Origin of the sequence: Micromonospora phaseoli (assembly GCF_900109115.1) — a bacterium.
Classification (GTDB): domain Bacteria; phylum Actinomycetota; class Actinomycetes; order Mycobacteriales; family Micromonosporaceae; genus Micromonospora; species Micromonospora phaseoli.
Map to the genome: position 1 here is coordinate 22,421 of NZ_FNYV01000001.1, position 25,684 is coordinate 48,104.

26 protein-coding genes and 1 pseudogene are annotated in these 25,684 nt (G+C 70.3%); 14 read left to right on the plus strand and 13 right to left on the minus strand.

The features are described 5' to 3' along the window. From BMY89_RS00080 to BMY89_RS30215, 4 genes are all read left to right on the plus strand, one after another. Positions 1 to 1,329, plus strand: coding sequence for an endo-1,4-beta-xylanase (locus BMY89_RS00080; RefSeq protein WP_232521049.1), 1,329 nt, complete (start codon positions 1 to 3; stop codon positions 1,327 to 1,329). A gap of 44 nt (positions 1,330 to 1,373) precedes the next feature. After that, entirely contained in the window at positions 1,374 to 2,816 is a 1,443-nt protein-coding gene (locus BMY89_RS00085; protein WP_092373336.1) for a ricin-type beta-trefoil lectin domain protein, read from the plus strand. Positions 2,817 to 3,271: 455 nt separating this feature from the next. Continuing rightward, a complete protein-coding gene (locus tag BMY89_RS00090) occupies positions 3,272 to 5,968 on the plus strand; it encodes an RICIN domain-containing protein (RefSeq protein ID WP_092373338.1) in 2,697 nt (898 codons plus the stop codon). Beyond that, on the plus strand, positions 5,968 to 6,234 hold the full coding sequence (locus tag BMY89_RS30215; protein ID WP_175510258.1) for a hypothetical protein: 267 nt from the start codon (positions 5,968 to 5,970) through the stop codon (positions 6,232 to 6,234). Before BMY89_RS00090 ends, BMY89_RS30215 begins: the two co-directional genes overlap by 1 nt. 46 nt (positions 6,235 to 6,280) lie before the next feature. Here the strand turns inward: BMY89_RS30215 and BMY89_RS00100 are convergent, their stop codons facing one another. Next, positions 6,281 to 7,261 (minus strand): AraC family transcriptional regulator, encoded by a 981-nt coding sequence (locus tag BMY89_RS00100; RefSeq protein WP_092373340.1) that lies wholly within the window; start codon positions 7,259 to 7,261, stop codon positions 6,281 to 6,283. Positions 7,262 to 7,316: 55 nt separating this feature from the next. Here BMY89_RS00100 and BMY89_RS00105 point away from each other — a divergent pair, with 55 nt between their 5' ends. The 3 genes from BMY89_RS00105 (at position 7,317) to BMY89_RS00115 (ending at position 9,145) form a co-directional block, all read left to right on the plus strand. Then, positions 7,317 to 7,982, plus strand: a complete 666-nt coding sequence (locus BMY89_RS00105) for a class I SAM-dependent methyltransferase (RefSeq protein ID WP_092373342.1) — start codon at positions 7,317 to 7,319, stop codon at positions 7,980 to 7,982. Between the two features lie 140 nt (positions 7,983 to 8,122). Beyond that, positions 8,123 to 8,662, plus strand: coding sequence for a nitroreductase/quinone reductase family protein (locus BMY89_RS00110; protein WP_092373344.1), 540 nt, complete (start codon positions 8,123 to 8,125; stop codon positions 8,660 to 8,662). Positions 8,663 to 8,674: 12 nt separating this feature from the next. After that, entirely contained in the window at positions 8,675 to 9,145 is a 471-nt protein-coding gene (locus BMY89_RS00115; protein ID WP_232520987.1) for a GNAT family N-acetyltransferase, read from the plus strand. Positions 9,146 to 9,216: 71 nt separating this feature from the next. On the opposite strand, the gene BMY89_RS00120 is transcribed toward BMY89_RS00115, so the two are convergent. Continuing rightward, complete coding sequence (locus tag BMY89_RS00120; protein ID WP_198413946.1) at positions 9,217 to 9,822, minus strand: TetR/AcrR family transcriptional regulator; 606 nt, start codon at positions 9,820 to 9,822, stop codon at positions 9,217 to 9,219. Positions 9,823 to 9,875: 53 nt separating this feature from the next. Between BMY89_RS00120 and BMY89_RS00125 the strand changes: the two genes are divergently transcribed. From BMY89_RS00125 to BMY89_RS00135, 3 genes and pseudogenes are all read left to right on the plus strand, one after another. Then, complete coding sequence (locus tag BMY89_RS00125) at positions 9,876 to 10,892, plus strand: alpha/beta fold hydrolase (protein ID WP_092373346.1); 1,017 nt, start codon at positions 9,876 to 9,878, stop codon at positions 10,890 to 10,892. A 216-nt stretch (positions 10,893 to 11,108) separates the two neighbouring features. Further along, positions 11,109 to 12,692, plus strand: coding sequence for a sigma-70 family RNA polymerase sigma factor (locus BMY89_RS00130; RefSeq protein ID WP_092373348.1), 1,584 nt, complete (start codon positions 11,109 to 11,111; stop codon positions 12,690 to 12,692). Positions 12,693 to 12,840: 148 nt separating this feature from the next. Further along, positions 12,841 to 13,152, plus strand: a pseudogene (locus BMY89_RS00135) (hypothetical protein); the annotation flags it as partial. A gap of 66 nt (positions 13,153 to 13,218) precedes the next feature. Here the strand turns inward: BMY89_RS00135 and BMY89_RS00140 are convergent. Together BMY89_RS00140 and BMY89_RS00145 are read right to left on the minus strand one after the other, a co-directional pair. After that, a complete protein-coding gene (locus tag BMY89_RS00140) occupies positions 13,219 to 14,046 on the minus strand; it encodes a DUF72 domain-containing protein (RefSeq protein ID WP_198413956.1) in 828 nt (275 codons plus the stop codon). Positions 14,047 to 14,240: 194 nt separating this feature from the next. Then, complete coding sequence (locus tag BMY89_RS00145) at positions 14,241 to 15,155, minus strand: alpha/beta fold hydrolase (protein ID WP_092373351.1); 915 nt, start codon at positions 15,153 to 15,155, stop codon at positions 14,241 to 14,243. Positions 15,156 to 15,233: 78 nt separating this feature from the next. Between BMY89_RS00145 and BMY89_RS00150 the strand changes: the two genes are divergently transcribed. Beyond that, complete coding sequence (locus BMY89_RS00150; protein ID WP_092373353.1) at positions 15,234 to 15,863, plus strand: TetR/AcrR family transcriptional regulator; 630 nt, start codon at positions 15,234 to 15,236, stop codon at positions 15,861 to 15,863. 24 nt (positions 15,864 to 15,887) lie between these two features. Here BMY89_RS00150 and BMY89_RS00155 read toward each other — a convergent pair whose 3' ends face one another. Both BMY89_RS00155 and BMY89_RS00160 read right to left on the minus strand, forming a co-directional pair. Then, the gene (locus BMY89_RS00155; protein ID WP_092373355.1) at positions 15,888 to 16,631 is read right to left on the minus strand and encodes a hypothetical protein; all 744 of its coding nucleotides are present in this window, start codon (positions 16,629 to 16,631) and stop codon (positions 15,888 to 15,890) included. Positions 16,632 to 16,764: 133 nt separating this feature from the next. Continuing rightward, entirely contained in the window at positions 16,765 to 18,012 is a 1,248-nt protein-coding gene (locus tag BMY89_RS00160) for a glycoside hydrolase family 16 protein (protein WP_092373357.1), read from the minus strand. A gap of 193 nt (positions 18,013 to 18,205) precedes the next feature. Here BMY89_RS00160 and BMY89_RS00165 point away from each other — a divergent pair, with 193 nt between their 5' ends. Then, entirely contained in the window at positions 18,206 to 18,934 is a 729-nt protein-coding gene (locus BMY89_RS00165) for a Clp protease N-terminal domain-containing protein (RefSeq protein ID WP_092373359.1), read from the plus strand. 3 nt (positions 18,935 to 18,937) lie between these two features. Here BMY89_RS00165 and BMY89_RS00170 read toward each other — a convergent pair whose 3' ends face one another. From BMY89_RS00170 to BMY89_RS00180, 3 genes are all read right to left on the minus strand, one after another. Then, positions 18,938 to 19,456 (minus strand): hypothetical protein, encoded by a 519-nt coding sequence (locus tag BMY89_RS00170; RefSeq protein ID WP_092373361.1) that lies wholly within the window; start codon positions 19,454 to 19,456, stop codon positions 18,938 to 18,940. A gap of 97 nt (positions 19,457 to 19,553) precedes the next feature. Beyond that, the gene (locus tag BMY89_RS00175) at positions 19,554 to 19,856 is read right to left on the minus strand and encodes a PIN domain-containing protein (RefSeq protein WP_092373363.1); all 303 of its coding nucleotides are present in this window, start codon (positions 19,854 to 19,856) and stop codon (positions 19,554 to 19,556) included. Positions 19,857 to 19,942: 86 nt separating this feature from the next. Then, a complete protein-coding gene (locus BMY89_RS00180) occupies positions 19,943 to 20,131 on the minus strand; it encodes a hypothetical protein (RefSeq protein ID WP_092375224.1) in 189 nt (62 codons plus the stop codon). Between the two features lie 199 nt (positions 20,132 to 20,330). Between BMY89_RS00180 and BMY89_RS00185 the strand changes: the two genes are divergently transcribed. Continuing rightward, complete coding sequence (locus BMY89_RS00185) at positions 20,331 to 20,990, plus strand: GNAT family N-acetyltransferase (RefSeq protein WP_092375227.1); 660 nt, start codon at positions 20,331 to 20,333, stop codon at positions 20,988 to 20,990. 186 nt (positions 20,991 to 21,176) lie between these two features. Here the strand turns inward: BMY89_RS00185 and BMY89_RS00190 are convergent, their stop codons facing one another. From BMY89_RS00190 to BMY89_RS00205, 4 genes are all read right to left on the minus strand, one after another. Then, positions 21,177 to 21,875 carry a TetR family transcriptional regulator gene (locus tag BMY89_RS00190; protein ID WP_092373365.1) on the minus strand — a complete coding sequence of 233 codons (699 nt, stop codon included), beginning with the start codon at positions 21,873 to 21,875 and terminating at the stop codon, positions 21,177 to 21,179. Then, positions 21,838 to 22,332, minus strand: a complete 495-nt coding sequence (locus tag BMY89_RS00195) for a thiol-disulfide oxidoreductase DCC family protein (RefSeq protein WP_092373367.1) — start codon at positions 22,330 to 22,332, stop codon at positions 21,838 to 21,840. The genes BMY89_RS00190 and BMY89_RS00195 overlap by 38 nt, the downstream gene beginning before the upstream one ends. After that, entirely contained in the window at positions 22,329 to 22,808 is a 480-nt protein-coding gene (locus BMY89_RS00200; protein WP_092373368.1) for a hypothetical protein, read from the minus strand. Before BMY89_RS00200 ends, BMY89_RS00195 begins: the two co-directional genes overlap by 4 nt. An 84-nt stretch (positions 22,809 to 22,892) precedes the next feature. Beyond that, positions 22,893 to 24,344, minus strand: a complete 1,452-nt coding sequence (locus BMY89_RS00205; RefSeq protein WP_092373370.1) for a glycoside hydrolase family 3 N-terminal domain-containing protein — start codon at positions 24,342 to 24,344, stop codon at positions 22,893 to 22,895. Between the two features lie 164 nt (positions 24,345 to 24,508). On the opposite strand from BMY89_RS00205, the gene BMY89_RS00210 reads away from it, so the two are divergent. After that, the gene (locus BMY89_RS00210) at positions 24,509 to 25,684 is read left to right on the plus strand and encodes an ROK family transcriptional regulator (protein WP_092373372.1); all 1,176 of its coding nucleotides are present in this window, start codon (positions 24,509 to 24,511) and stop codon (positions 25,682 to 25,684) included.

A 25,684-nucleotide genomic window follows, 5' to 3' on the forward strand; every position in this document is an offset into this window, starting at 1 on the left:
ATGGCGCTGGTGCCCACCGGCATCGCCAACGCGGGCACCACGTTGGGCACCTCGGCGGCGGAGAAGGGTCGTTACTTCGGCGCCGCCGTCGGGACGTACAAGTTCTCCGACAACACGTACATGTCAGTGCTGAACAGTGAGTTCAACAGCCTCGTCGCCGAGAACGAGATGAAGTGGGACGCGACCGAGCCGCAGCGGGGAGTGTTCAACTACAGCGCCGGCGACCGCATCGTCAACCACGCCCGCTCGCGAGGCATGAAGGTACGCGGGCACACCCTGTTGTGGCACGCCCAGCAGCCGGGCTGGGCACAGGGCCTCTCTGGCGGCGACCTGCGCAACGCCGCCATCAACCATGTCACCCAGGTGGCCAGCCACTTCCGGGGGCAGATCTATTCGTGGGACGTGGTGAACGAGGCGTTCGCCGACGGCGGTAGCGGCGCGCGGCGCGACTCGAACCTGCAGCGCACCGGCAACGACTGGATCGAGGCCGCCTTCCGGGCCGCCCGGGCGGCCGATCCCGGCGCGAAGCTCTGCTACAACGACTACAACACCGACGGGATCAACGCGAAGTCGACAGGCATCTACAACATGGTGCGCGACTTCAAGCAGCGCGGCGTGCCCATCGACTGCGTCGGTTTCCAGTCCCACCTGGGCACCACGATCGCCGGCGACTACCAGGCCAACCTGCAACGCTTCGCCGACCTGGGTGTGGACGTGGAGATCACCGAGCTGGACGTCACCCAGGGCGGCAACCAGGCCAACATCTACGCCACCGTCACCCGCGCCTGCCTGGCGGTGTCGCGCTGCACCGGCATCACCGTGTGGGGCGTACGGGACTGTGACTCGTGGCGCGGCGGCGACAACGCCCTGCTCTTCGACTGCGCGGGCAACAAGAAGCCCGCGTACACGGCGGTCCTCGACACGCTCAACGGCGGCAGCAGCCCGACCCCGACCGGCAACAGGTTCCGCAACGAGGCATCCGGCAGGTGCCTGGACGTCAACGGGGCGAGTTCGGCAAACGGCGCCCAGATGATCATCTGGGACTGCCACAGCAATGCCAACCAGCAGTTCACCCAGAACGGGCGGGCGTTGCAGGTGATGGGCAAGTGCCTGGACGTGCCGAACAACGCCGCCGCCGGAACTCGGGTGCAGATCTACGACTGCCACGGCGGGGCGAACCAGCAGTGGGTCATCAACAGCAACGCCACGATCAGCAACGCCCAGACCGGGTTGTGCCTGGACGTCAACGGCGCCGCCACCGCCAACGGCTCAGCGGTCATCGTGTGGGGCTGCCACGGCGGCGCCAACCAACGCTGGTCACGGGCCTGAGCTGACGAGCACGGCAGTCGGCACCGCACGGAAGGAGAACGACAATGGCCAGTTCCCGCTCGCATCGTTACCTGAGCCGGATACTCACAGGTGCCCTGGCCGCTCTCCTTGCGGTGCCGACCGCCGTGCTGGGTGGTGTCTCGCCCGCTGCCGCGGACACCACCGGCTTCCGTGGGGTCAACTGGGCCCGGTTGGGTGACAACTTCCACGGTGGACCACTGGTCCTGCACGGCCTGAGCAGCTCCGACAGCTACGCGACGGTGGTGGCCAAGGCCAACGCGATCTACACCGGCTTCCAGAACAACCTGGGCGCCAACACGGTCCGGCTGCCGATCAACACCTACACCGTGGGTACGAGCTGGTGGAACGCGTACACCGGCACGATCGACGCGGCCACGGCGAAGGGCTTCAAGGTCGTCCTCTCCTACTGGGACGACGGCGTGGCCGCCAGCGGTGGCCGGATCGTCAACAGCACAGCCTTCGACACCATGTGGAACACGGTGGTCGCCAGGTACGGCGGCAACGACCTGGTGTACTTCGAGCCGATGAACGAGCCGGGCGGGCACAGCGCGGCGGACTGGGCAAACGTGGTGAACAACTGGCTCACCGCCCGCCCGTCGATCCCCCGCCACCGGGTCTTCGTCAGCGGCGCCGGCCTGAACACCGACATCAAGTCGATGTGTGCCGACCGCCGGCTCGACGGGACGATCGTGTCGCTGCACCACTACACCTTCTTCAGCGGCGCGAAGACCTACGACCAGTGGGTGACGTTCCTGCGGGACGCGATCGGCTCCTGCGCCGCCCGTACCGTGATGGACGAGTTCGGCGCGCCGATGGACACCGGGCTCAACTACCTCGACGCCTCAAGCACCGACAACTTCGTGCGCTACTTCCGCGCCACCGCCGACGTGCTGCGGGAACTGCGGATCGGCTCGATCTACTGGCCGGGCCTGGGTGGCAAGGTCACCGCCGGTCAGGGCGACGACTGGTACGCCATGCAGAAACTGCACGGCACCGGCACCAACCTCACCCTCAGCACCCCCAACGCGAGCGGGCTCAACCGGCTCAGGCATGCCTGGGGGCTCAACGACGGCGGTGTGCCGGACGAGGTGAGCCTGCTCCGCAACGTCGGCACCGGGCAGTGCCTGGACATTCCCGGCGCCACCACCGCCAACATCCAGGTCCAGGTGTACGCCTGCAACAACACCACCGCCCAGCGGTGGACCGTGACGGCGGGCGGGCAGATCACCGCCCTCGCCGGACAGCGGTGCCTCGACGCGTACAACCGGGGGACCACGAACGGCACGGTCGTCGGCACGTACGCGTGCAACGGCGGCGACAACCAGCGGTGGACGGTCGGCGGCGACGGCACGATCCGCAGCGCGCAGTCCGGCCTCTGCCTGGACGTGAACGCCACGACGTCCAAGGTTCAGCTCTGGGCCTGCTGGGGTGGCGACAATCAGAAGTGGCAGGTGCAGAAAGGCTGACTCGGCACACCCGACCCCGCATTCATCAGGGCTGGTTCCGTTATTGGCGAAGAATCGATCGTCCGCCCTGCTGACACCCTTCCGGCTGGCGCCCGAGGCCGTAGCCGAATTGCGTACACCCATGCCTTCCGAGCGATTTACCCTGCTCATTTGTAACCGTCTGAGACATCAATTCCTTATTGCGTTGAGGGTGGCCGCCGCATACGCTACAGGCAGACTTTCCTCATTGTGGAAGAAAGTCTTCAACCTGGCAGCGGAAGTTCCCTGTCGGCATGCAGAAGTGTCGCTCCTCCGGCGTCCGTCGGTCGACCGGCGGGCGGGTCTGTGCTGCCCGTGACCGCCATTCGACGGCGCACCACGGTCAATGGTCTCCGGGCGGCGGCTCGTCTGTCGAATGGCGGGGTCTGACCCTCTCGTCGAGGCACGGTTCGTCGAGGGGAGTGGAGGGAGCAGAGATGAGATCCTTTGTCCATGCCGGTAGAGGTTCCCTGGTGGCGCTGGCGGTGCTCGTCTCCGCCACCGTGCCGGCCGTGATCGCAGGTCAAGCTCCGGCTGTGGCCGCGGTCCAGGAGACGCTCTATGTCGCGCCCGGTGGAAACGACGCGAACCCGGGCACGCTCGCAGCACCGTTTCGAACCCTGCAGCGGGCCCGGGACGTGGTCCGTACGAAGACCGCGACCATGACCGGCGACATCCAGGTCCAGTTGCGCGGTGGAAGCTATCCGGTGACCAGCACCATCGAGTTCGGGGCGAGCGACTCCGGCACCAACGGCTACCGGGTGATCTACGCCGCGTACCCCGGCGAGACGCCGGTGCTTGAGGCCGGCGTGCAGGTGACCGGCTGGACCCAGCACAGCGGCAACATCTGGAAGGCGCCGCTGGACCGGGCCAACAAGCTGCGGGCGCTCTACGTCAACGGCCAGCGGGCCTTTATGGCGGCCAAGACGATTACGTCGGCTGGGTGCCACGGCACCTACAACATCACCGCGGGGCAGGCCGACTGGGCCTGGGAATCAGGCTCGCAGTGTGAGGGCGCAAGATACAGCACTGCCGATTTTCCGGCGATTCCCCGAAACCAGGACGACATCGAGATCGAAACGGCGACCACCTGGACCACTGCCATCGTGGGAGTGCGACAGGTGACCACGAGCGGCGACGGTCAGAGCCGTATTGCCCTGTTCCAGCAACCGGGGGCAGCCATCGCCCAGGGGGCGTTCAACGGCAACGCCCAGATTGCCGGTAGCCACAAGGTCATGAACGCCTACGAGTTCTTGGACGCGCCGGGGGAGTTCTACTTCGACAAGTCCAGTCGGACGCTTTACTACTACAAGGCCGGCGCCGACAACATGTCCACCGCGACCGTCTTCGCGCCCAATAACGTGGCGACGGTGCTGCGGATCGCCGGCACCTCGACAAGCAGCCACGCGCGCAACATCACCTTCTCCGGCCTGACCGTGCGGCACTCCGACTGGAACCTGTTCAACGTCGCCGGTTCGGTGTACAAGCAGGCGCAGCAGGGCAATCTCGGCGCGCAGGCGTACGCGCGCGGCAACTTCCACGTCTACTACTACCGCAATGTCGACGTCACCCCCGGCATCATCCACATGCAGAACGCCAGCGGAATCCGGTTGGAACGGAACCGGATCGCGCACACCGGGGCGGACGGAATCAACATGATCAACGACGTGACGAACACGCAGCTGATCGGCAATTACACGAACGACATCGCCGGCTCGGCGATAAGTGTCGGTCACCCGCAGCACGTCTACATCGGCGATCACACGTCGAGCAACCGGGAGAAGTACCCGCCGCAGGTCGAGGGGCTTCCGAAGAACATCGAAATCAGGAACAACTACATCCACGATAGTGCGGTGCTGTTCAACGGGCACGGCGCGGTCGCGGCGTACTTCGCCGACACCCTCACGGTGCAGAACAACCGCATCGAGAAGGCTCCGTGGGCGGGTATCACGATGGGTTGGGGGTGGTGGAACTTCGACGGATCCTCAGGGTCGATCGCGCCCAACCGGCCGACCACCACGGCGAAGAACAACACAATCAGTCACAACCACATCATCGACACGGTGCAGCGACTCAGCGACACGGCCCCGATCTATACGCTCGGCAGCCAGCCGGGGACCACGATCCACAACAACTATCTGCACGGCGTTCCGGCCGGCCACAAGTATGGACTCCACCCGGACGAGGGCTCGGCGTTCATCACCTTCCGGGACAACGTCCTGAGCGTGGACAAGAACATCACCTGGATGATCAACTCCGACGACTTCGGACGTAAGCACGACCTGAGCATCACGCAGACGTACGGCCCGATCAACAAGGTCTCGCAGAAGAATCTGCCCAACAGCACGATCCACGACATCCTCGTCTCCGCCGACTACGTCTGGCCGGCGGCAGCCTATGGAATCGCTGTCAACTCCGGGCTCCAGGACCCGTTCCGGGACATCACCCAGCCGCGCAACCTGCCCATGCAGGACTACGTCCTACCGGCCAGCACGTTCGTCGGCAGCGGCACGTCCTCGATCCCGATCCGCAGCAGCGGCGACCCGACCGGGTCCCTCTGGTTGGCACCCGCCGGCACCACCACCTTTGCCGCAGGCCCCACGATGACCAGGGCGGACGGCAACGCCACGTCCATCGCGGTGCCGACGTCGTCGGGTGACTACCGGCTCTACGTCATCGACGCGCAGGGCAACCGATCGGCCGAGTCGAAGTCTCTCGTCCGACGGCAGGGCACCGGCAGCACGCCTGACGCACAGATCGTGGGCGGCCAGTCCGGCCGTTGCATCGAGTCCCCCAACGCCACCACCACCAACGGCACCCAGATGCAGCTCTGGGACTGCTCCGGCGGCGTCCACCAGCGGTGGACCTACACCGCCGGCAAGCAGTTGACCGTCTACGGCAACAAGTGCCTGGACGCGAACGGGGCGGGCACCACGAACGGCACCACTGTCATCATCTGGGACTGCCACGGTGGCCTCAACCAGCAATGGAACATCAACGCAAACGGCACCATCACGAACGTCCAGTCCGGACTCTGTCTCGACGCCAACGGCGCCGCCACCGCCAACGGAACGAAGATCATTCTCTGGTCCTGCAACGGCGGCGCGAACCAGCAGTGGAGCCGACGCGCCTGATGGACAGCCCCGGGGGCCAGGCCCGTGCCGGCCTGACCCCCGGGGCCGACCACCGCCGGCTGTCGGGCCAGGCCCTCGGCCTGCACTCGGCCGGCCTACTGACCATGCAGGCGGTTGCCGCGTTGGTCGCAGGTGCCCTCGCGCAGTGGGTGCCGGTCGCCACGGCGATGGTCATCATGGCCATGCTGTCCCTGCTGGTGACCGCCTACCTCACGCCCAGGCTGCGCCGTCCGATCGAGATGGAAAGGACCCGGGTAGGGGTGTAGGTGCATCTTGCTGCCCGGCGCAGCCGCGTGCATGGCGCAGGGCCGGTCAGTCGATCGTTCGAGAGTCCGGGAGAGCGGCGCTACGCCATTGTGCGGGCGTCATCTCGTGGTCGGTGCGGAAGCGTTTGATGAAGTAGCTGGTGTCGGGATAGCCGATCCGGCGGCTGATCGTCGCGATGGTCAGGTCGGTGTCGGTCAGTAGTAGCCGTGCCTGCTGCATGCGTCGCAGGGTGATCCATTGTTGTACGGTCCGCCCGGTCTTGCGACGTACGACCGTGGTGAGGTGGCCGGGGGAGAGTGCCAGCTCGGCGGCGATCTGGGCCAACGAGATGGGCTCGTGGTATCGGCGCTCGATCGCGTCGAAGACTGCGGCGAGCAACGGTTCGTCCCGAGCCCGCAGCGTGTCGGTGATGTCGGTGGTGAGCCGGGACAGGTCGACGAGTAGCAAGGTCAGTAGGGCATGGGTGGCCTCGTGGTAGCCGTCGCGCCGGCCTCGCAGCTCCGCGTCGATGGCGACGAAGCGCTGCCACCACTCGGCGCGCCCGGAGGCTGGAATCCGAAGCCGCTGCGCGCGTTCGACGCCCAGGGCGAAGGGGAACAGCAGGGGATGGGTCCGCCACGACGAGTACGGGCCGCCCGTTCCGGGCCGTATGACGTCGGTCGGGAACCACACCACCCATCCGTCGATGACGAGTTTTCGGTGCGGGTCGATCGCCGAGACGACCTGACCAGGAGCGATGATGAATATGTCTCCCTCGTTCACCGTCCAGACCGCTTCGTCGATCAGCACCGTGCCGCTGCCTCGATGCGCATAGAACAGGACGAGAAAGTCGTGCGAATGGGCCCCGGTCTTGCCCGTCGGGGTGTCGTCGGTGACGCGAGCGATCGCTACCGCCGGAGCTCCTGGCGCGCGGTCGAAGAAGGCGACCGGAACCGGTGACCGGGCCTGTGACCAGTACGCGTCGCCAGCCAAGGATTGTCTTATCTCGGCCACAGATCCGACCTTGTTCCTTGCTGTGCGCCGCATGACGCTGATCGTACGACCAAGTTTCGTCGGATCAGGTCGCAGACAGGAGCTCGACATGACTGGACCCGCCAACACCGCCAAGGAGCAGCCGTACCTGCCACCGATGGGCCGCAGCTGGCTACTGCCCCTGTACGACCCGCTCAGCCGCCTCGCCGGGGTGACGCGGGTACACGACCAACTCCTCGATCGCGCCGACCTTAGGCCCGGTCAACAGGTACTTGAGATCGGCTGTGGCACGGGAAATCTGTTGTTGGCGCTGGCCCGCCGCCGCCGCGACGTCCAGATGATTGGCATCGACCCGGACCCGGGGGCTTTGCGGAAGGCTCGACGCAAGGCCGCCCGAGCCAAGGTCCCGATCCGGTTCGACCGCGCCTACGCCGGTGAACTGCCGTTCCCCGATGGAGGCATCGACCGGATCCTGTCCTCTTTCATGCTGCACCATCTCGATGACCGGGAGATGGCGCGAACCGCGGCGGAGATCCGGCGGGTGCTGCGGCCCAACGGGCAACTGCACGTCGTCGACACCGGCGGTGCCGCGCACGAACACGGACTCAGCGCCCGCCTGGCCCGTCACCATCCACGCCTGGCCAGTGATCTCGTCGACCGGGTGCTCACCGCCCTGCACGACGCCGGCCTGACCGACATCGCTGAGGCCGGCCGTGGTCGCGGGCGCCTCGGCAGCCACGTCTTCTACCGCGCCCGGGGCTGTCCGCCGCGGTAGTCGGGCTGCCGGCGACCGCACAGCGAACGTCTGCCCTCCTTCGAGGCGGTGATGCCACGTGGGGACTTCCGCCTCTTCGAACGCGGCCACCGGCCTCGTACGGTCGAGGCGATGCAGGCCGACGCGGGAGAGGACCGAACATGGACGGGGTGAGTGGTTCCCGCCGCTACCGCCTGAAGCGGTGGATGTATCGGGGTGGCAGACCGAACTGGCTGGCCCGGGTGATGAACCGATTCTCGGCATGGCAGTTCGCCACGGGTTTCCTCGCACCCGCCAACTGGGTCACGTTGGAGGTGGCGGGTCGGGTCAGTGGCCGGACCGTGTCGTTCCCGGTGGTGGCTGTCGACTACCAGGGCGGGCGGTACCTGGTGTCGATGCTCGGCGAGCAGGCGAACTGGGTGCGTAACGTGCGGGCCGCCGCAGGGCGGGCGGTGCTGCGGCGCGGCCGACGCCGGCCGGTGCTGCTGGTGGAGGTGCCCGTCCCGCAGCGGGCACCGATCCTGCGGCACTACCTGGACAAGGCTCCGGGAGCTCGACCGCATCTGCCGGTCCGGCGGGGAGCGCCGATGGTCGAGTTCGCCCGGACCGCCGCGGCGTACCCGGTGTTCCAGGTGCTGCCCGCCGCCGGCATCCAGGCCGGTGAGTCACACTCGCAGGGAGGTCGGGACGGCCGGCCCTGAACGCTTCCCGGCATGGGAGTCGAGATGCGGGTGACCGTACGCGCGGCGACGGCGGCCGACGCCGAGGCGTTGGGCAGCCTCCGGTGGCGGTGGGTGACCGAGGGGGGCGACGATCCCGGGACCGAGAGGGCCGCCTTCGTGGAGTTCTTCGCGGCCTGGGTCGGCGACCGTCTCCCGACCCATCTGGCCTTTCTCGCCGAGGCGGACGGCGAGGCGGTCGCCATGGCGTGGCTGATGGTCGCCGAGCGGGTGCCCGCTCCCGCGCAGCCGGTGCGGCGCTGCGGCGATGTCCAGTCGGTGTACGTGGTGCCGGAGTTGCGGGACAGCGGGGTCGGCGCGGCCCTGATGGAGGCCGTGCTGGCCCGGGCGCGCCGGCTGGATCTGGAGCACGTCACTGTCCACTCCAGCGAGCGGGCGGTGTCCCTCTACCAGCGAGCGGGCTTCCAGCACGACCGGTGCTGGCTCAGCTGGCAGGCGGAGTGAGGCCGGGTGGTCGGGCAGGTCGGGCCGGGCCGGGCCGGCGATCACATCTCCCCGGGTAGCGGCAGGGCCAGTCACGGCGAGAGTTTGCGCCCGAGCAGCTCGACGAGGAGGTCGGCCGCCGCTGCGGTGTCGTAGTCGGGGTCGTGAAGCTGCTCGGAGACGATCGCGTCGATGGCGCCGCCGATGATGATCGCGGTTGTCCGGGCGTCACCGTCAGCACTGGCGCCCCGGGCGTGGCCGGCAACGGTGATCAGCTCGGCCAGCGGGCGCCATCGGGCGGCGGGATCGTGGTCGCCCTCGTCGTGGGTCATCGCCTCGATGATCATGCGGGTGTGCCGGGGGTGCTTCCGCAGGTGACCCACCATCGATCGGATGTAGGCCGCCGGCCCGTCCTCGGGGCCGGCCGCCTCGACGGCGGTGGCGACCTCGCCGACGAGCGCGCTCAGAGCGTGCTCGTGCGCCGCGCGGACGACCGCGGCCTTGGTGGGGAAGTGGTAGAGCACTGCGGCCTTCGTGATGCCGGCGCGCTCGGCGATGGCGGCCAGCGAGGCGCCGGCGTAGCCCTTGGCCGCCACCAGCTCGATCGTCACCTCGATCAGTTGGGCGCGGCGGGCGCGTTCGGTCAGGGTCAGCTCGGGCCGTCCGTCACCGGCGGCCGATTCTCGTCTCCTTGCCACCCGCCAGATCCTACCGTACGGTCAGAGAATCTACCGATCGGTTAGGAGGTTCGATGCGTCAGTCGATCGTAAATGCGTTGAGCCGGCTGCGCCCCAGGTCACGTCCACTGCGCCTGGTGCTGGTCGGGCTCGGGTTGATCGCGCTGCTCGTCGCGTTCGCGATGCGTACCCCCGCGCCGGTCGGCCACTGGGACAGCGCCGACGGACAGGACCGGTTCCTGCGGGCCTACACCAGGGCCTTCGCGGACATGCCCGAACCGCAGGAGAGCATCGACGTACGCACCGACTACGGCATCGTCCGGGTCTACCGCTTCGCCGGCACCGGCACCGGCACCGGCACCGGCACCGGCACCGCGCCGCTGATGCTGCTTCCGGGGCGCGCGTCGGCCTCACCGGTGTGGGCCGACAACCTTCCCCTGTTGCTGGAGATCGGCGACGTCTACACGATCGACCTGCTCGGTGAGCCGGGCATGAGCGTGCAGGCACGCCCGATCGACGACGACGGCGACCAGGCGGAGTGGCTGCACCAGACCCTCCGGGCGCTGCCGGCGGAGAAGTTCCACCTCGTCGGCCTGTCGATCGGCGGCTGGACCGCGGTGAACCTCGCCCTGCACCGGCCCGACCACATCGCGTCGATCACCCTCATCGACCCGGTCCAGGTCTTCGCCGACATGCCGCTCGGCACCATCGTGCGATCACTTCCCGCCGCGCTGCCCTGGCTGCCGAGATCCTGGCGGGACAGCTTCAACTCCTACACCGCCGGCGGCGCGCCGGTCGAGGACGTGCCGGTCGCCGACATGATCGAGGCCGGCATGCAGCACTACCGGCTGCGACTGCCGCAACCCGCCAGGATCAGCGAGGATCGCCTTCGCGCACTCGACCTGCCCGTCCTGGCCGTCATCGCCGGAGACTCGGTAATGCACGACCCGCCGGCCGCCGTCCAGACAGCCGAACGCGTACTGCGCCGCGGCACCGTTCGGCTCTACCCGGGCGCCTCCCACGCCGTCAGCGGCGAACAGCCCGAACAGATCGCCGACGACATCGCCGCCTTCGTCGCCCAGGGCTCCTGACCCGGGTCTCGACGCCGGCCCGTCACGACCACCGTCCGATCACCGCCGCGGCGCGGCCCGGGACGGTGCCGCCGCGTCGCGCGCGGGACTGCTGACTGGCGGGGTCACCGTCAGATCTCGGGACAGCAGCCTGCCGGCTCGGGCTGGGTGGGCCGCGTACGTTGTCGCTATGGTGTGGCGTCGTGCTCGGCGGGAGACCTCCCTAGGCGGTGCGGGATGACGATCACTGCGAACCACGCGGGGCTGGTCGTCGCGGCGCAGGAGGGTGATCTGTCGGCCCGCGACGAGCTGGTCGCCGCGCACCTGCCGTTGCTCTACAACGTCGTCGGCCGGGCGCTGAGCGGGCACGCCGACGTCGACGACGTGGTGCAGGAGACGTTGCTGCGGGTCGTTCGTGACCTGCCCGCCCTGCGTACCCCGGAGAGTTTCCGCTCCTGGCTGGTGGCGATCGCGCTCCGGCAGATCGCCTCCCACCGCCAGCACGTCCGCACCGCCGCCGGCCGGGCCACCGTCGCCGACGTCGCCGACCACCTGCCGGACGGCGGCGATGTGGCGGACGAGGCGATCCTGCGGCTGCACGTGTCGGACCAGCGCCGGCAGGTGGTAGAGGCAAGCCGTTGGCTGGACCCGACCTTCCAGCCGCTCCTGTCGCTGTGGTGGCAGGAGTGCGCCGGCCAGTTGAGCCGTAGCGAGGTCGCCGCCGCCTGCGGCATGACCGTCGCACACACGGGTGTACGTCTACATCGGATGCGCGGGCAGCTGGACCTGGGCCGGACCATCGTCGCGGCGCTGGCTGCCGACCCGCGCTGCGCGCAGTTGGCGGCGACCATCGCCGGCTGGGACGGTCGGCACACGCCGGTGTGGCGCAAGCGGATCGGCCGGCACACCCGCGACTGCCGGTACTGCACGGCGCAGGCGCAGGGCCGGGTACCGGTCGAGCGGCTGCTGCTGAGCATCGCGCCGCTGGCGGTGCCGGCCGGACTCGCCGCCGCGCTGGCCGCCAAGGGCCTGCTGACCGGCGTGACCACGAACGCACCCGCGCTGGCCGCGGCGTACACCGCTGTCGGCGGGGGAGCGGTCGTGAAGGGTACGTCGCTGCTCGGCAAGCTCACCCAGGCGGTGGCCGCACATCCGGTGGCCAGCGCCGCCGCCGGCGCGGTGCTCGTCGCCGGTGGCACCGTCACCGTCGCGGTTCAGCCAGAATCGGCGCCCGCCCCACCGCCCGCCGCCGTCGCGGCGCCCAGTCCGCCCGCCGCCGTACCGCCCAGGACCACGCCGCCGACCCCACGGGCCACCACCCCGCCGGCCACCAGCACCCCGGCGGCGTCACCATCGGCGGTACGCCCCACCGTCCCGGCGGGCACCATTCCGCTGGGCACCTGGTCACTGGAGTCCGTGGCGACGCCCGGGGCGTACCTGAGCACCGAAGGCGAGTTCGCCGCGCTCGGCGAGGTGGCCGCGTCCAGCAGCGGGCCGGACCGACGGCGGGCGACCTTCATCGTCAACCGGGGGTTGGCCGACCGGCGCTGCATCACGCTGCGCGCCGCCGACGGCCGGTACCTGCGGCACTCGGAGCTGCGGCTGCGGTTGAGCCCCGACGAGGGCACCGAACTCTTCCGCGCGGACGCGACCTTCTGCCCCCGGCCGGGGGCAGCCGCCAGGTCGGTGACTCTGCGGTCGCACAACTATCCGGCGCTGGTGGTGCGCCACCGCGACGGCGGGTTGTGGATCGACCCACCGGACGGTACGCGGTCGTTCGGCGACGAGAGCTCCTTCGTCGTCCGTGCCCCCTTGGCCTGACGCGTCCTCGGAGCGGCGTCCGGCCGGGACCGTCGCGGGACTTTTCGTCGAAGCGGACAGTTTCCGTTATGCGGGCCACGGTCGCGCGGCCTTCTACTGCGTGAGGAACCTGACGGGCGACGAGCAGCCGGAGCCGGAGCCGCAGCATCTGCTGGCGGCGGAGCCGGGAGATCACCCGCCGCTGCGTCCGCTCTGGCTGTGCCGGCGGTGCGGGCAGCCGTGGCCGTGCACCCGCGCGAAGCTCGCGCTGCTGGCCGACTACGGCGGCAGCCCGGTCAACCTCTTCGTCTACCTGGCCGGCTGCCTGCAGGACGCCATGGACGAACTGCACCGGCTCGATCCCAGCGTGACCGGCAGTGCGACCGACATGTTCGACCGCTTCCTCGGTTGGCCCACCCGGCTCAACCGCTCGTACCGGGTGACCAGGCCGGGCGACGATTCGCCCGGGAAGGCGACCACCCGAGGCCCCGGAGCCGCCCCGCGACCGGCGGCGGAACAAACCCCACCCGCTGACCGGGTCGAGAATTCAGAAGAGGGTCGTGGGCTCGACCGGGATCGGCTCGGGTAACGGCGCCAGCCCCGGTACCCGGGCGCGTACCTCGTCGTGGAAGCGGCGGGCGAGCGTCGGCGCGTCGGCGTTGTCGGGGGTGTGGATGAACACGGTCGGCGAGCGGCCCTCGCGCAACCACCCGGCGGTGATGTCGATCCAGCGTTGCCAGCCCTCGACGGTGCGGGCCGGATCGTCGCGGCCGAGGTACCGGACGATCGGCCGGTCGGTGAGCGCGACCGTACGCAGCGGCATCCTCGGCTTCTTGGTCCAGGCGTCCCGCTCGGCATCGCTGGTCGGCGGGCTGGTGAAGAACGCGGTGGTGTCGAACGGGATCCACTCGGCGTCCGCCTCGGCGAGCGCCGCCTCCAGCAGCCGGGCCTCGCGGGTGTCGGTGAAGAAGGCGGGATGACGGACCTCGACGGCGGGCCGGTGAGAGTCGGGCAGGCGCCGTAGGAAACGGGCGAGCGTGGATACGTCGTCCGGGCCGAACGAACCGGGCAGTTGGATCCAGAGGGCGTGGGTGCGCGGGCCGAGCGGCTCGATCGCGTCGAGGAAGGCGCGCATCGGCGCCTCGACGTCGGTGAGACGACCTTCGTGGGTGACCGTCTTCGGCAGCTTGACCACGAACCGGAAGTCCGGACCGGTCTGCCGCGCCCATCCGGCGACCGTCTCCCGGGCGGGGGTGGCGTAGAAGGTGGTGTTGCCCTCGACGGCGTCGCACCAGCCGGCGTAGTGCCGCAGCCGCTCGTGCGCCGGCAGCGGATGGGCCAGCAGCCGCCCCTGCCACGACCGGTGTGTCCACATCGCACAGCCGACGTGCAACCGCATCGCTGCGAGCCCTCCTCGTCCACGCCGCCCGACTCCGTGCCTGCCCGCAGGGGCCGGGCCGCCTCCGCCGCGACGGAACGCCGGCGGTCCGACGTACCGTATACGGACGTCGCCGGGCGCAGTCGGCAGCCCAGCCGACCCCGGCGAGCATCGTGGACCGGACCACGTGGTCAGTGACCGGCCTGGTCGCGCCGTGCCGGGTTGTCCTCGATGAAGTCGAGCACGAGTTGGTTGACCAGCTCGGGCCGTTCCAGCGAGAGTCCGTGGCCGGCGCCGGGCACGATCTCAGCCCGTACCGAGGGGATCAGCCGCTGCGCCCGGGACACTGCCCGCCGGGGATGCAGCAGCGAGCTGCGTTCGCCGACCAGAAGGTGCACCGGTACGCGGATCCCGCGCAGTTCCTGGTCGTCGTAGGGGCGGGCCGGCGGGCGGCGGGTACGCCAACTACGCGCCCCGATCATGATGGGTGCCAGCTGCTCGGCGGGCTCGATCAGCGCCTGGTTGGCCAGTTTGTCGGCGAACCAGGGCCGGGTGCGACGTGGGGCCAGCGTCGCCAGCGCACCGGCGATCAGGTTGGCGTAGAACCTGAGGGGCACCTTCTCCAGTCCGCCCGGATCGAGCAGGGTGACCGAGGCCAACCGGGCTGGCCGGTGCACGGCATGCGCCAAGGCCAGGAAGCCGCCGTAGGACATGCCGACCAGATGCACGCCATCCAGGTCGAGCGCGGTCAGCGTCTCGTCGAGCCAGGCCGCGTTCTCCGCCGTGCCGACCACCGGACGGCGCTGCACGCTGCGCCCCGGGTCGTCGATGGTGTCCACGGCGTACACCGGGTGGTGTCGGCCCAGCGTGGCGATCTGCGGATACCAGTTCGAGGAATTGCCGGTGGCGCCGTGCAGCAGCACGATGGGCGAACCCTCGGTGGGGCCGTACCGGTGCACGTGGATGGTGCCGAAGCTCGTCTCGACGTCGAACTCCTGTCGCGGTTGCGGCCACGACCGCATCGCCACCTCGTACGCCTGGAGGAACTTCTCCTTCGCGCGGTCATCAGCGAAGCGCCCGATGCCGGGCTCTTTGACGGCTGCCACAGGTGCCTCCCATCGTGCTTTGCTAGTACGAACGTATTGTACACTCGTACTATCAAACGTGAGGGGCGGGAGGATCGGGTGCCCAAGCTGGCCGACCACGACGAGCGACGGGCTCAGATCGTCGCCGCACTGCTGCGCATCGCCGCCAGCCGCGGACTGCACGCCGCGAGCATGCGGACGGTCGCCGCAGAGGCGGGCGTCTCCGTGAGCACGGTGCAGTACTACTTCCACACGAAGGAGCAGCTGCTCCTCGCCGGTTTGGAGCATCAGGCCGAGGGGGTCGGGCGACGGGCGGCCGCCGGGATGCCGAACGACGCGGCGGGGACCCGCGACACCGTGCACGCCTGGCTGGTCCAGTTCATCCCCGTCGACGAGGAGCAGCGTGCCGCGTACACCGTCTTCGCGGCCTATCACGCCCTGGCCCTGACGGACCCGGCGCTGGCCGGGTTGTCCTACACCCACGGCTCCCACCAGTTGGAAGGAGTGCTCCGCGACCTGCTCACCGGCGCGCAGCGGGCCGGCGAGGTGGCCCCTGACCGGGAGGTGGCGGCGGAGGCCGGCAACCTGCTGGCCCTGGCGACCGGCCTCGCCGACAGTGTGATGGCGAACATGCGCCCGCCCGACGCGGCGATCAGCCTGCTGGGCTACCAGATCGACCGACTGTTCATCGTTGCGTCGCCGTCCCGCCCGGTGGCCGGTCGGCCGTAGCGGAGCGACACGCGCAGGTGGCGGTCAGTTGGCGTCGATGCGCTCTACGGTGAGGGTGGAGACCCCGGAGGTCGCGTCGATGTCGTAGCGTTCCGTCGCCGACTCCCATGCCGGCGGGGTGAACGTCGTGCCGCCGGCCACACCGGAGTGGGTGGTGCCGTCGACGGTGACCGAGCCGGCCCCGCCGCCGGCGCGTACCTGCACCGGGGCGTCTCCGGCCAGGCGGACGACGACCTGGCTCGCCCCACCGCTGAGCAGGGTCCGCTGCGTCCCCTGTGGCGGTGGCAGGGTCAGCTCGATCCGGTTGGCGCCGGCGGTGAACTCGACGTCGCCGACCTGGGCGCTGCCCAGGTCGAGGTGCTGCTCCTTGGCGCCGCCGCTGAGCCGGATGTGCCAGCGCACCGATTCGCCCAGCACCACCTCGACGACGGCCGGGCCGTCCCGGTCGGTGCCGCGCAGGCTGGTCAGCAGGCTTCCGTCGGTGAGCGAGACCGCGGGACGGACGTTCGCGTCGCGGGGCGTGGAGACGCGGTACGCGTCGTCGCCGAGGTCGGCGGTGCGCAGCCGGACCACGTCGGCGCCGTCGAGCAGCACGAAGGTGGCTTCCCGCAGGTCGCCGGTGGCTCCGGTGACGACGTGCCCGTTTCGGCCGTCACCCCGGACCGTCACCCAGGTCCAGGTGGCGACCACCACCACGACGACGGCGAGCGCCGCCGCGCCGAGCCACCACCACAACCGCCGGCCGCCGGCCGCCTGTGCGTTCTCCACGTCGCCTCCCGTACCTCGGTGACCGTGGGACTACTACCCACCGTGCCCGTCACCGACTCTTACGCGGGAAAAGCCCGGTGGGCTCACCGCCCGAGGCGACGGTGAGCCCACCGGTCGATCGTGGACGCTCCGGTCAGGCCCGGGACCACTTCTGGTTGGGGGTACCGGCGCAGTCCCACAACTGGAGCCGGCCGCCGTTGTTCGGGTTGTTCTCGCGTACGTCGACGCAGCGGTTCGCGCTGAGGTTGACCAGGTCACCGGCGGCGTTCAGGGTGAACCGCTGGGCCGGGTTGCCGTTGCAGGTGACGAGGTTGACCTCGGTGCCGTTGGCGGTGCCGGCCCAGGCCGGGTCCATGCACTTGCCCATCGCGCGAATGGTGCCGTCGGCGGCGAAGGTCCACGCCTGGGCGGCGGTGGTGTTGCAGTCCCAGATCCGCAGCGGCGCGCCGTCGACGGGGTTGGCGTCGGGGATGTCGATGCACCGGCCACTCTGCAGGCCGCGCAGGCGGGTGGTGCCGGAGTTGCCGTCGGGGACGTATCCGTTGACGCGGACGTAGTCGACGAGCATCTGCTGCGGGAACTGGGTGCTGCCGTCCGGGTAGCCGGGCCAGTTTCCGCCGACCGCCACGTTGAGGATCATGAAGAAGGGGTGGTCGAACACCCAGCGGTTACCGCCGAGCCGGCTCGGGTCGACCCGGAAGAACTCCGATCCGTCGAGGTACCAGCGGATGCTGTTCGGTTCCCAGTCCACCCGGTAGGTGTGGAAGGCGTCGGCGAGCGGCTGCCCGATGGTGCGACTGCCGGTGATCCCGCCGCCGCCGGAGTAGCCCGGCCCGTGGATGGTGCCGTGGACGGTGTTCGGCTCCCGACCGACGTTCTCCATGATGTCGATCTCGCCGGAGGCCGGCCAGCCGACGTCGCCGAAGTCCCTGCCGAGCATCCAGAACGCCGGCCAGATGCCCTGGCCTCGCGGAATCTTGATGCGGGCCTCGAACCGGCCGTACGCCTGGCTGAAGGTGGCCGCGGTCAGCAGCCGGGCCGAGGTGTACTCGCACCGGCCGTAGTGGCACTGGTAGTTGGCCGGGTTCTCCCGGCGGGCGGTGATGACCAGGTTGCCCTGCCCGTCGTGCACCGCGTTGCTCGTGCTGTTGGTGTAGTACTGCCGTTCGTTGTTGCCCCAACCGCCGCCGCCGATGTCGAAGCGCCACTTGGACTGGTCGACCGGGGTGCCGGCCGGCGCGTTGAACTCGTCCTGCCAGGTGATCCCGCCGATGGCGGCGGCGGCCGGAGCGGACTTCAGGGGTAGGACGAGGGCGCTGGCGACGAGGGCCGCGGCGAGGACGGCGGCTCCCCGCCGGAGCCTGCGGGAGATGGCGTACACGATGGATCTCCTTGGGGTGGAGGGGATGACTCGCCGGGTGACCGAGCCTGGGGGAGAGCGCTCTCCACATCGCAGTGTGTCGATTTCGAGAAAATTAGTCAAGGTTGTTAACAGATCATCACGCTGGGTGGACCCAGGAGGCCGCCGTCAACCAGTGGTTGACGTTGCGGCTGCGTCAACCTATGGTTGACGCATGACGAATCCTGTCCAGATGAACAACCCGGTCCGTCTCGACGAACTGATCCAGGCCATCAAGCAGGCCCACACCGACGCGCTCGACCAGCTCACCGACGCGGTGATGGTCGCCGACCACATCGGTGAGATCGCCGACCACCTCATCGGCCACTTCGTCGACCAGGCCCGGCGCTCCGGAGCGTCCTGGACCGAGATCGGCCGCAGCATGGGGGTGAGCAAACAGGCCGCCCAGAAGCGCTTCGTGCCCCGGGCGGACGCCGCGATGCTGGATCCGCAGCAGGGCTTCAGCCGCTTCACCCCGCGCGCCCGCAACGTCGTGATGGCCTCGCAGAACGAGGCCCGGGCAGCGGGAAACGCCGAGATCGGCCCGCCCCACCTGGTGCTCGGCCTGCTCGCCGAGCCGGAAGGGCTGGCCGTGAAGGCGCTCACCGCCCTGGGCGTGTCGGTCGAGGCACTGCGCGCCGCCGCCACGGCCGTGCTGCCGCCGGCGACGGACGAGGTTCCGGAGCTGATCCCGTACGACGCGGCCGGCAAGAAGGCCCTGGAGCTGACCTTCCGCGAGGCGCTGCGGCTCGGGCACAACTACATCGGCACCGAGCACATCCTGCTGGCGCTGTTGGAGCACGAGGGCGGCGAGGGGGTGCTCGCCGGTCTCGGTGTGGACAAGGCCGCCATGGAGGCGAACATCGCGGCGGCCCTCGCCCAGTTCACCGCAGAGCAGCAGTAGCGGTCAGGGTGTGGTGGGAAAGCCGTACCGGGCGGCGTGCTCCGGGTCGGCCGGGTCGATCTGGCGCAGGCCGGCGTCGGCGAGGCGCTTGTTCACCTCGTCGAGCTGCTCGCGCACCAGCCGGGCCTCGTCCTCGGTGACCCGCCCCCGGTGCGGCTTGCCCGCGTGCTCGACGGTGCCGTAGTCGACCTTCTCCGCCGCCCGACGGGCCTTGGGCGGGCGTACCCGCTCGGCGGTCTTCAGTAGCTGAGCCATCGGCACGTCGGTGGCCATCGCGTCGAACTCGCTCGCGGTCAGCACCACCCGGCGCGGCTCGCCGTGGCCGTGCCGGTCGTGGATCTCGACCACCGCCACGTCCAGCGCGGCGTCGTCGATGCTCTCCACCTCTACCGGGGTCGCGTCCAGCTGCACGGGCCCGGCCACCAGGTCAGGATGCTCGATGACGACGACGCGGATGGCCTCGTCGTCGGCGCCCAGCACCGTGCCGCTGAAGTCGGAGACGTGGATCGTCTTCTTGCCCATGGATGCGCTAGCTCCTGTCCTGGCCTGGTCGATGGACCAGCAGACGTTACCCGACAGGTGTGCGAAAGGCCGCGCTGGCTCGCCGCCGCGCCTGCGTTCAGAGGCTTCCCTTCGGAACGACCCATTCCGTCGGCTGGCCGGTGATCGCGGCTATCCGGTCGTAGTCGCTGTCATAGTTCAGCACCGTTGCTCCGTGTGCCTCTGCCGTCGCCGCGATAACCAGATCGGGCAACCGGAGGTTGCGGTGCTGGCTGTCGGCGGCGAGCATGCGGTGTACCGCGAGGGCTCGATCCATCGCGCCCGTTGTCACATCCATCCACCGGTGCCCGCGCAGTGCCCGCCACAGAATCTCGTAGCCCTTCGGGTGCGGGGCGTTGTTGAGGTATTCGAGCGCGGCCATGTGGCACGCCGCCAGGCGGCCCTCCGCCAGCAGCGTCTCGAAGCGACGCCGGATAAGGCACCAGAAATTGCTCGATCTTGGTGCGTTCAGTGGGTGTTGAGGCGCCGGAGGTTGGTGCCGGCCGGCAGGTTGTTCAGCGCGTGCCAGGAAATCCTGCCGGCACTCCTCCGGTGGCCACGGTACGGCGGTTGGGCCGGAAAACGTCCTGCGGTGGTGACGCTGCGCCACACCCGCGCGGCGTCCTGCTGGTAGCGGTCGTTCGGCTCAATCGGCATGACCCCACCGTTCCAAAGAAAGTTGTCCATGTATGGAAATGGATATGACGGTCGGTCGATAGATCGGGTTCCCTCTACCCGCCCATCCCGCACCCGAACCGGCCCCGCCCCGTTGACCTTGCCTGCGGGACGGGCGGCGCGGTCGCACCCGTCCGTCGTACCGTGAGCGGCGTCGGTAGCGATGGCTCGGGAGGTGGAGATGCTCGATCGGCGGCTCCACCTGCACCTGGCCAGCTGGCTTGGGCAATGGCCGGCCGGTCCGGGCCTGCACGTCGTACGGTCGGCCCGACGGACCCGCCCTGCCTGGGACGGCCGGCTGCGCCCCGCCATCGCCGTCCGTGCCGGGGCGAGCACGGTGCTCTCGGTGGCACCGGACCGGGTCGCGGCCGTACGCGAGCTGGCGCGGCAGTCGGCTGACCTGCTCCCCGCGCTGCCGGCGGCGGTCGGGCACCCGGACTGGACGGTCCACGACGACGTGTTCCGGTGGAGCGTCGCGCCCACGCCGCTGCCGGACGTGGGTGAGTGGGTTCCGCCCACCGCCGCCGGGCTGCCTTCCTGGCTGCGACTGTTCGACCGGGCGGTGCTGGTGGTGCGCGACGAGCGGGGTCGGTACCTGGCCGGCGTCGGGATCAAGCGGCACGACCGGCACGGACACGAGCTGGCGGTGGGCACTGTGCCCGCCGCGCGAGGTCGGGGACTGGCCCGGCGGCTGGTGGCCCAGGCCGCCCGTCGGGTGCTCGACGACGGCGCGGTGCCGACCTACCTGCACGGCCGGCGCAACATCGCCTCGGCCCGGGTCGCGGAGGCGGCCGGTTTCCCGGACCGAGGTTGGGGGTCCTACGGCGTCTACCCGAGCTGACGGTAGGGCGCGGACCGTGGATCCCGGGCCGGATCCACGGTCCGCAGCCTCCCCCCAGGCCCGCGTGAGGCTCGACGCCGATCACGCTACGTATCCAGATTCTCTCCGGCAAGCTGCCGACGCGGCTTGTCTGGTGTCCAATAGTGGACTTGACCTGGAACGACGTGCCGGCGCCGTCTGTGCCGGTCAGTGACGCAGGGTGCGAACCAGGTCGAGCACCTGCCGCGTGACCGGGCGCAGCACCCGCAGCCGGGACAGCGCCACCAGCCGGTCGACCAGCGGCACCGCCCCGTCGATCAGTTGCCGCGTCCTGGCCTGGTCGGGCGAGCGGTCGTAGACCCAGAAGAGCACCACCCCCATGTACGACAGCCAGAGCAGCTCGGGCAGTTGGGGGCGCAGCTCCGCGTCGACCTTGGCGGTGGAGCCCGCCAGCACCTCGGCGAAGAGGTCGATGGACGCCTGACGGGGCGCGGAGGATTCGGCGGAGAACGGGCTCAGCGGCGAGGTGGGCTCCGCGGCGGTCTTGAAGAAGGTGGCGGCGAACTCGTGCGACGGGGTCAGCACGTCGATGCCCGCGTGCAGCACCCCGGCCAGCCGGGCGGCGAAGTCGGACTCGCGTGCCAGCACCGGCTGGGTCGCCACCCGGTGTTCCTCCTGCGTGCGGGCGTAGAACTCCTGGATCAGGTGTTCCTTGGAGCCGAAGTAGTAGTACGCGTTGCCGACCGCGACCCCGGCCTCCTGGGCGATGGCCCGCATGGTGGTGCGGGCGTAACCGCGTTCGCGGAACATCCGCAGCGCGGTCTCCAGGATCAACTGCCGCGTCTGCTCGCCTCGGGCGGTGGCCGGATCACCCGCAGCGGTCGTCGGCACAGTCTGGTCGGTCATCCGGATCACCGTATCCCGGCGCGTCGCCGGTCGGCTCCGGCCACGGTTCGCGGACTCGCTCGCGTACCGCCGACGCGGCGGCCACCACCCGCCGGGCCAGCGGGAGCAGGTGGGGGCGGGCCAGGCGTTCGGCCGTGTCCCGGTGGTCGGCCAGCGCCCAGAGACAGGCGAACCAGGCGCCGTCGCCGGCGTAGACGTCGCCGGTGTCGGCCACCACGGTGAGGTCGCGCAACGTCGTCTCGTGGTCCAGGCCGGGGAAGCGCTGCCGGGCCTGCGGTGAGCCGGCCGGCAGGAACTCCAGGGGTACGAGCTGAGCCCGCGACGCCAGCCAGCCGCGAGCTGCCCGGCACAGTGGGCAGTGTGCGTCGTAGAGGACGGTGAGGCTCCGGATGCCACCGCCCCCGTGTGCGGTGGCATCCGGCAGCCCACCTGCTCCGCCGGTCTGGGATCCGGTCATCGGGCGGGTGGAGTCGAACCCGGCGATCCACCGACCGGCGGTCCGGGCTGGCCGGCCGGCGGCGGCCCGGCCGGATACGTGTGCTGCATCGGCAGCCGCCCGATCGGAGCGAGCGGTGGCTGGGTGGCGAACTGACGCAACCGGCTGCGCCGGTACCGACCGAGGGCGTAGACGTTGAAGAAGTGCAGGGCGCCGAGCACGAGCAGGACCAGCCCGATCTTCAACGACAGCTCCTCCATCGCCGCGCTGGTGGACCCGACCGGTTCGGAGTGCCGCATCGCCACCGTCACGTAGCCGAGGTTGAGCAGGTAGAACCCGACCACGAGCAGGTTGTTCACCGCCTGGGCGAGGCGGTCGTCGGCGAACACCTCCGCCAGGAAGACCAGCCCGTTGCGGGTGAGCGCCCGGGCCACCCAGATGGTCAGGCCGATGCTGACCGCCAGGTAGACCAGGTACATCCAGACCTTGATGTCCATGCCGACACCCCATCTTGAACGCGTTCAACTTGATGGGCATCAGCGTAGGCGAAAAGTTGAACGCGTTCAAGAAGGGGTTCGGGCTCAGCCGGTCAGGCCCAGCACCTCGGCGGCGGCCCGGCCGTTGGCGTGGCTCGCGCCGTACGTGGTGACGAAGGCCCGCGCGCCGGCCGGCCGCCAACCTGCCGGCCAGCCCATCTCGACCACGGTCACCGGATGCGTGGCGGCCAGCGCGGTGGCCAGCTCCGGGCCGCCCGGCAACCGGTGCAGGTGCCGGCCGACGAGCACTATCGGGCGGTCCCCGGCGCGTCGGCGCAGGTCGGCCGGATCGGACTCGGCGGCCACCACCCGGATCAGCTCGGCGTCGACAAGGTGTGGGCCGAGGCCCCAGGGCACCCGCCCCTCGGCGATGGTGGACGCCGCGTGTACCTGCACCACCAGCGGGCGGTCCAGCCCGGCCAGCACGCCCTCCACCCGCACCGCGCGGCGGGCCGCCGCGTACCCCTCCTGGCCGGGGCCGGCCGTGGTGCGGCCGGCGGTCCGGGTCCAGGCGGCGAGCTTCGCGGCGCGCCCCGCGGCCTGCTCCACGCGGGCCAGTTCGAGCCGGCCGTCGCCGAGGGCGGCCACGATCTCGGCGGCGACCTGCTCGACCAGGTCGGCGTCGACCTTGGCGCCGATGCAGAGCAGGTCGGCGCCGGCCGCGAGGGCCCGCACGGCGCCGGGCGCGATGCCACCGGCGGCGAGGGCGGCGCCCTTCATCTCCAACGCGTCGGTGATCACCGCGCCGTCGAAGCCGTACTCCTCGCGCAGCAGGTCGACCAGCACGGTCCGGCTGAAGGTGGCCGGCCCGTCCCCGGTCAGGGCGGGCACCCGGATGTGCGCGGTCATCACTGCCTTCGTCCCGGCGCTGACCACGGCGGCGAAGGGCGGGAGGTCGCGCTGGCGCAGCACGTCCGGGGCGACGTCCAGGGTGGGCAGTTCGTGGTGGGAGTCGACCACCGTCGCGCCGTGGCCGGGGAAGTGCTTGGCGCAGGCCGCCACGCCCGCGGCCTGGAGGCCGGCGACCGCCGCGGCGGCGTGCGCGGCGACCTCGACCGGGTCGGCGCCGAACGACCGGGTGCCGATGACCGGGTTGTCGTCGGCGCTGTTGACGTCGACGGTGGGTGCCAGGTCGACCGTGATGCCCAGACCGACCAGCTCCGCGCCGATGGCCTGGTAGATCCGTCGGGTGAGGGCCACGTCGCCGACCGCGCCGAGCGCGGCGTTGCCCGGGTACGGGCTGCCGGTGGCGTGGGCCAGCCGGGTGACGTCGCCGCCCTCCTCGTCGATGGCGATCAACACGTCGTCTCGGCCGGTGCGCAGGGCGGCGGTGCTGGCCGACACCTGCGCCGGGTCGTGGATGTTCGTGCCGAACAGGGTGTGCCCGGCAAGCCCGTCGGCGACCAGGTCGATCGCCCAGGGGGGCGGGACGGGGCCCGGGTACGCGGCCAGCAGGGTGCCGAGCGCCAGCCGGCGCAGTCCTGGATCCAGCCCCATGTGATCTCTCCTCTCGGTGCCGGCCGGCGTGGATGTCGTACCGGGTCGGCGGAGAGCCGCGCTTCCACCTGGCCGATACGCTACGGCTACCCGTTCGCAGGTCGGTTTACAGTTAGTTAAAAGCTAAAAGGTTAGCAAAGTTTACTAATACTTGAGGACATGGCATGAGTGCGACCCGGCTGCCCGGCACCCCACGTCTGTTGCGGGCCCTCAACGACCGCGCGGCGCTGGAACTGCTGCTGGAGCAGGGGCCACTGACCCGGGCCCGGCTCGGCGAGCTGACCGGCCTGTCCAAGGTCACCGCCTCGCAGTTGGTGGAGCGGCTGGAGGAGCGTGGACTGGTCACCCGCGTCGGCGAGAAGGCCGGCGGGCGAGGACCGAACGCCCAGCTCTACGCGGTCCGTCCGGGCAGCGCCCACGTGGTCGGCGTCGACGTGGGTCCGGAACGGGTGGTGGCCGCCTGCGCCGACATCACCGGTGCGGTGATCGGCCGGGTCGAGCAGTCCACCCAGGACACCGACGACCCGGTCGGCGTGGTGCACAACGCGGTGGTCCAGGTGGCCGGCAGCGCCGGGGCACAGTTGTCGAGCGTGCGTCGGATCGTGCTCGGCACCCCCGGCCTGGTCGACCCGGGCACCGGCGACATCACCTTCGCCTTCAACCTGCCCCGCTGGCACCGTGGCCTGCTGGCCGCGCTCCGCGACGACCTGGACACCCCGGTCGTCTTCGAGAACGACGTCAACCTCGCCGCGGTGGCCGAGGCACAGTCCGGCGCGGCCCAGGGGTTGTCGGACTTCGTGCTGGTCTGGGTCGGCGCCGGTGTCGGTCTGGCGATCATGCTCGGCGGCCGGCTGCACCACGGCAGCAGCGGCGCGGCGGGCGAGATCGGCTACCTTCCGGTGCCCGGCGCACCCATCCCGCGCGACGTCTCCCGACGGGCCAAGCCGGCTTTCCAACAGGTGGCGGCGGCGGACGCGATCCGCGCGCTGGCCCGCGAGAACGGCTACCCGGACGGCACCGCCGCCGACGCGGTGCGGGCCGCCATCGCCGACGGCGCCACGGGTGGTCCGATGCTCGACGAGGTGGCCCGCCGGCTCGCCCTCGGTGTGGCGAGTACCTGCGTGGTGCTGGACCCGCCGCTGGTGGTCCTCGCCGGTGAGGTGGGCCAGGCCGGCGGGGCGGCGCTGGCCGAGCGGGTACAGCACGAGGTGGCCGCCATCACGCTGGTGCGTCCCCGGGTGGTGCCCACCGGGCTGACCGAGGAACCGATCCTGCACGGTGCGTTGCGCACGGCCCTGGACGCCGTCCGGGACGAGGTCTTCGGCTCCACGGTCGGCTGA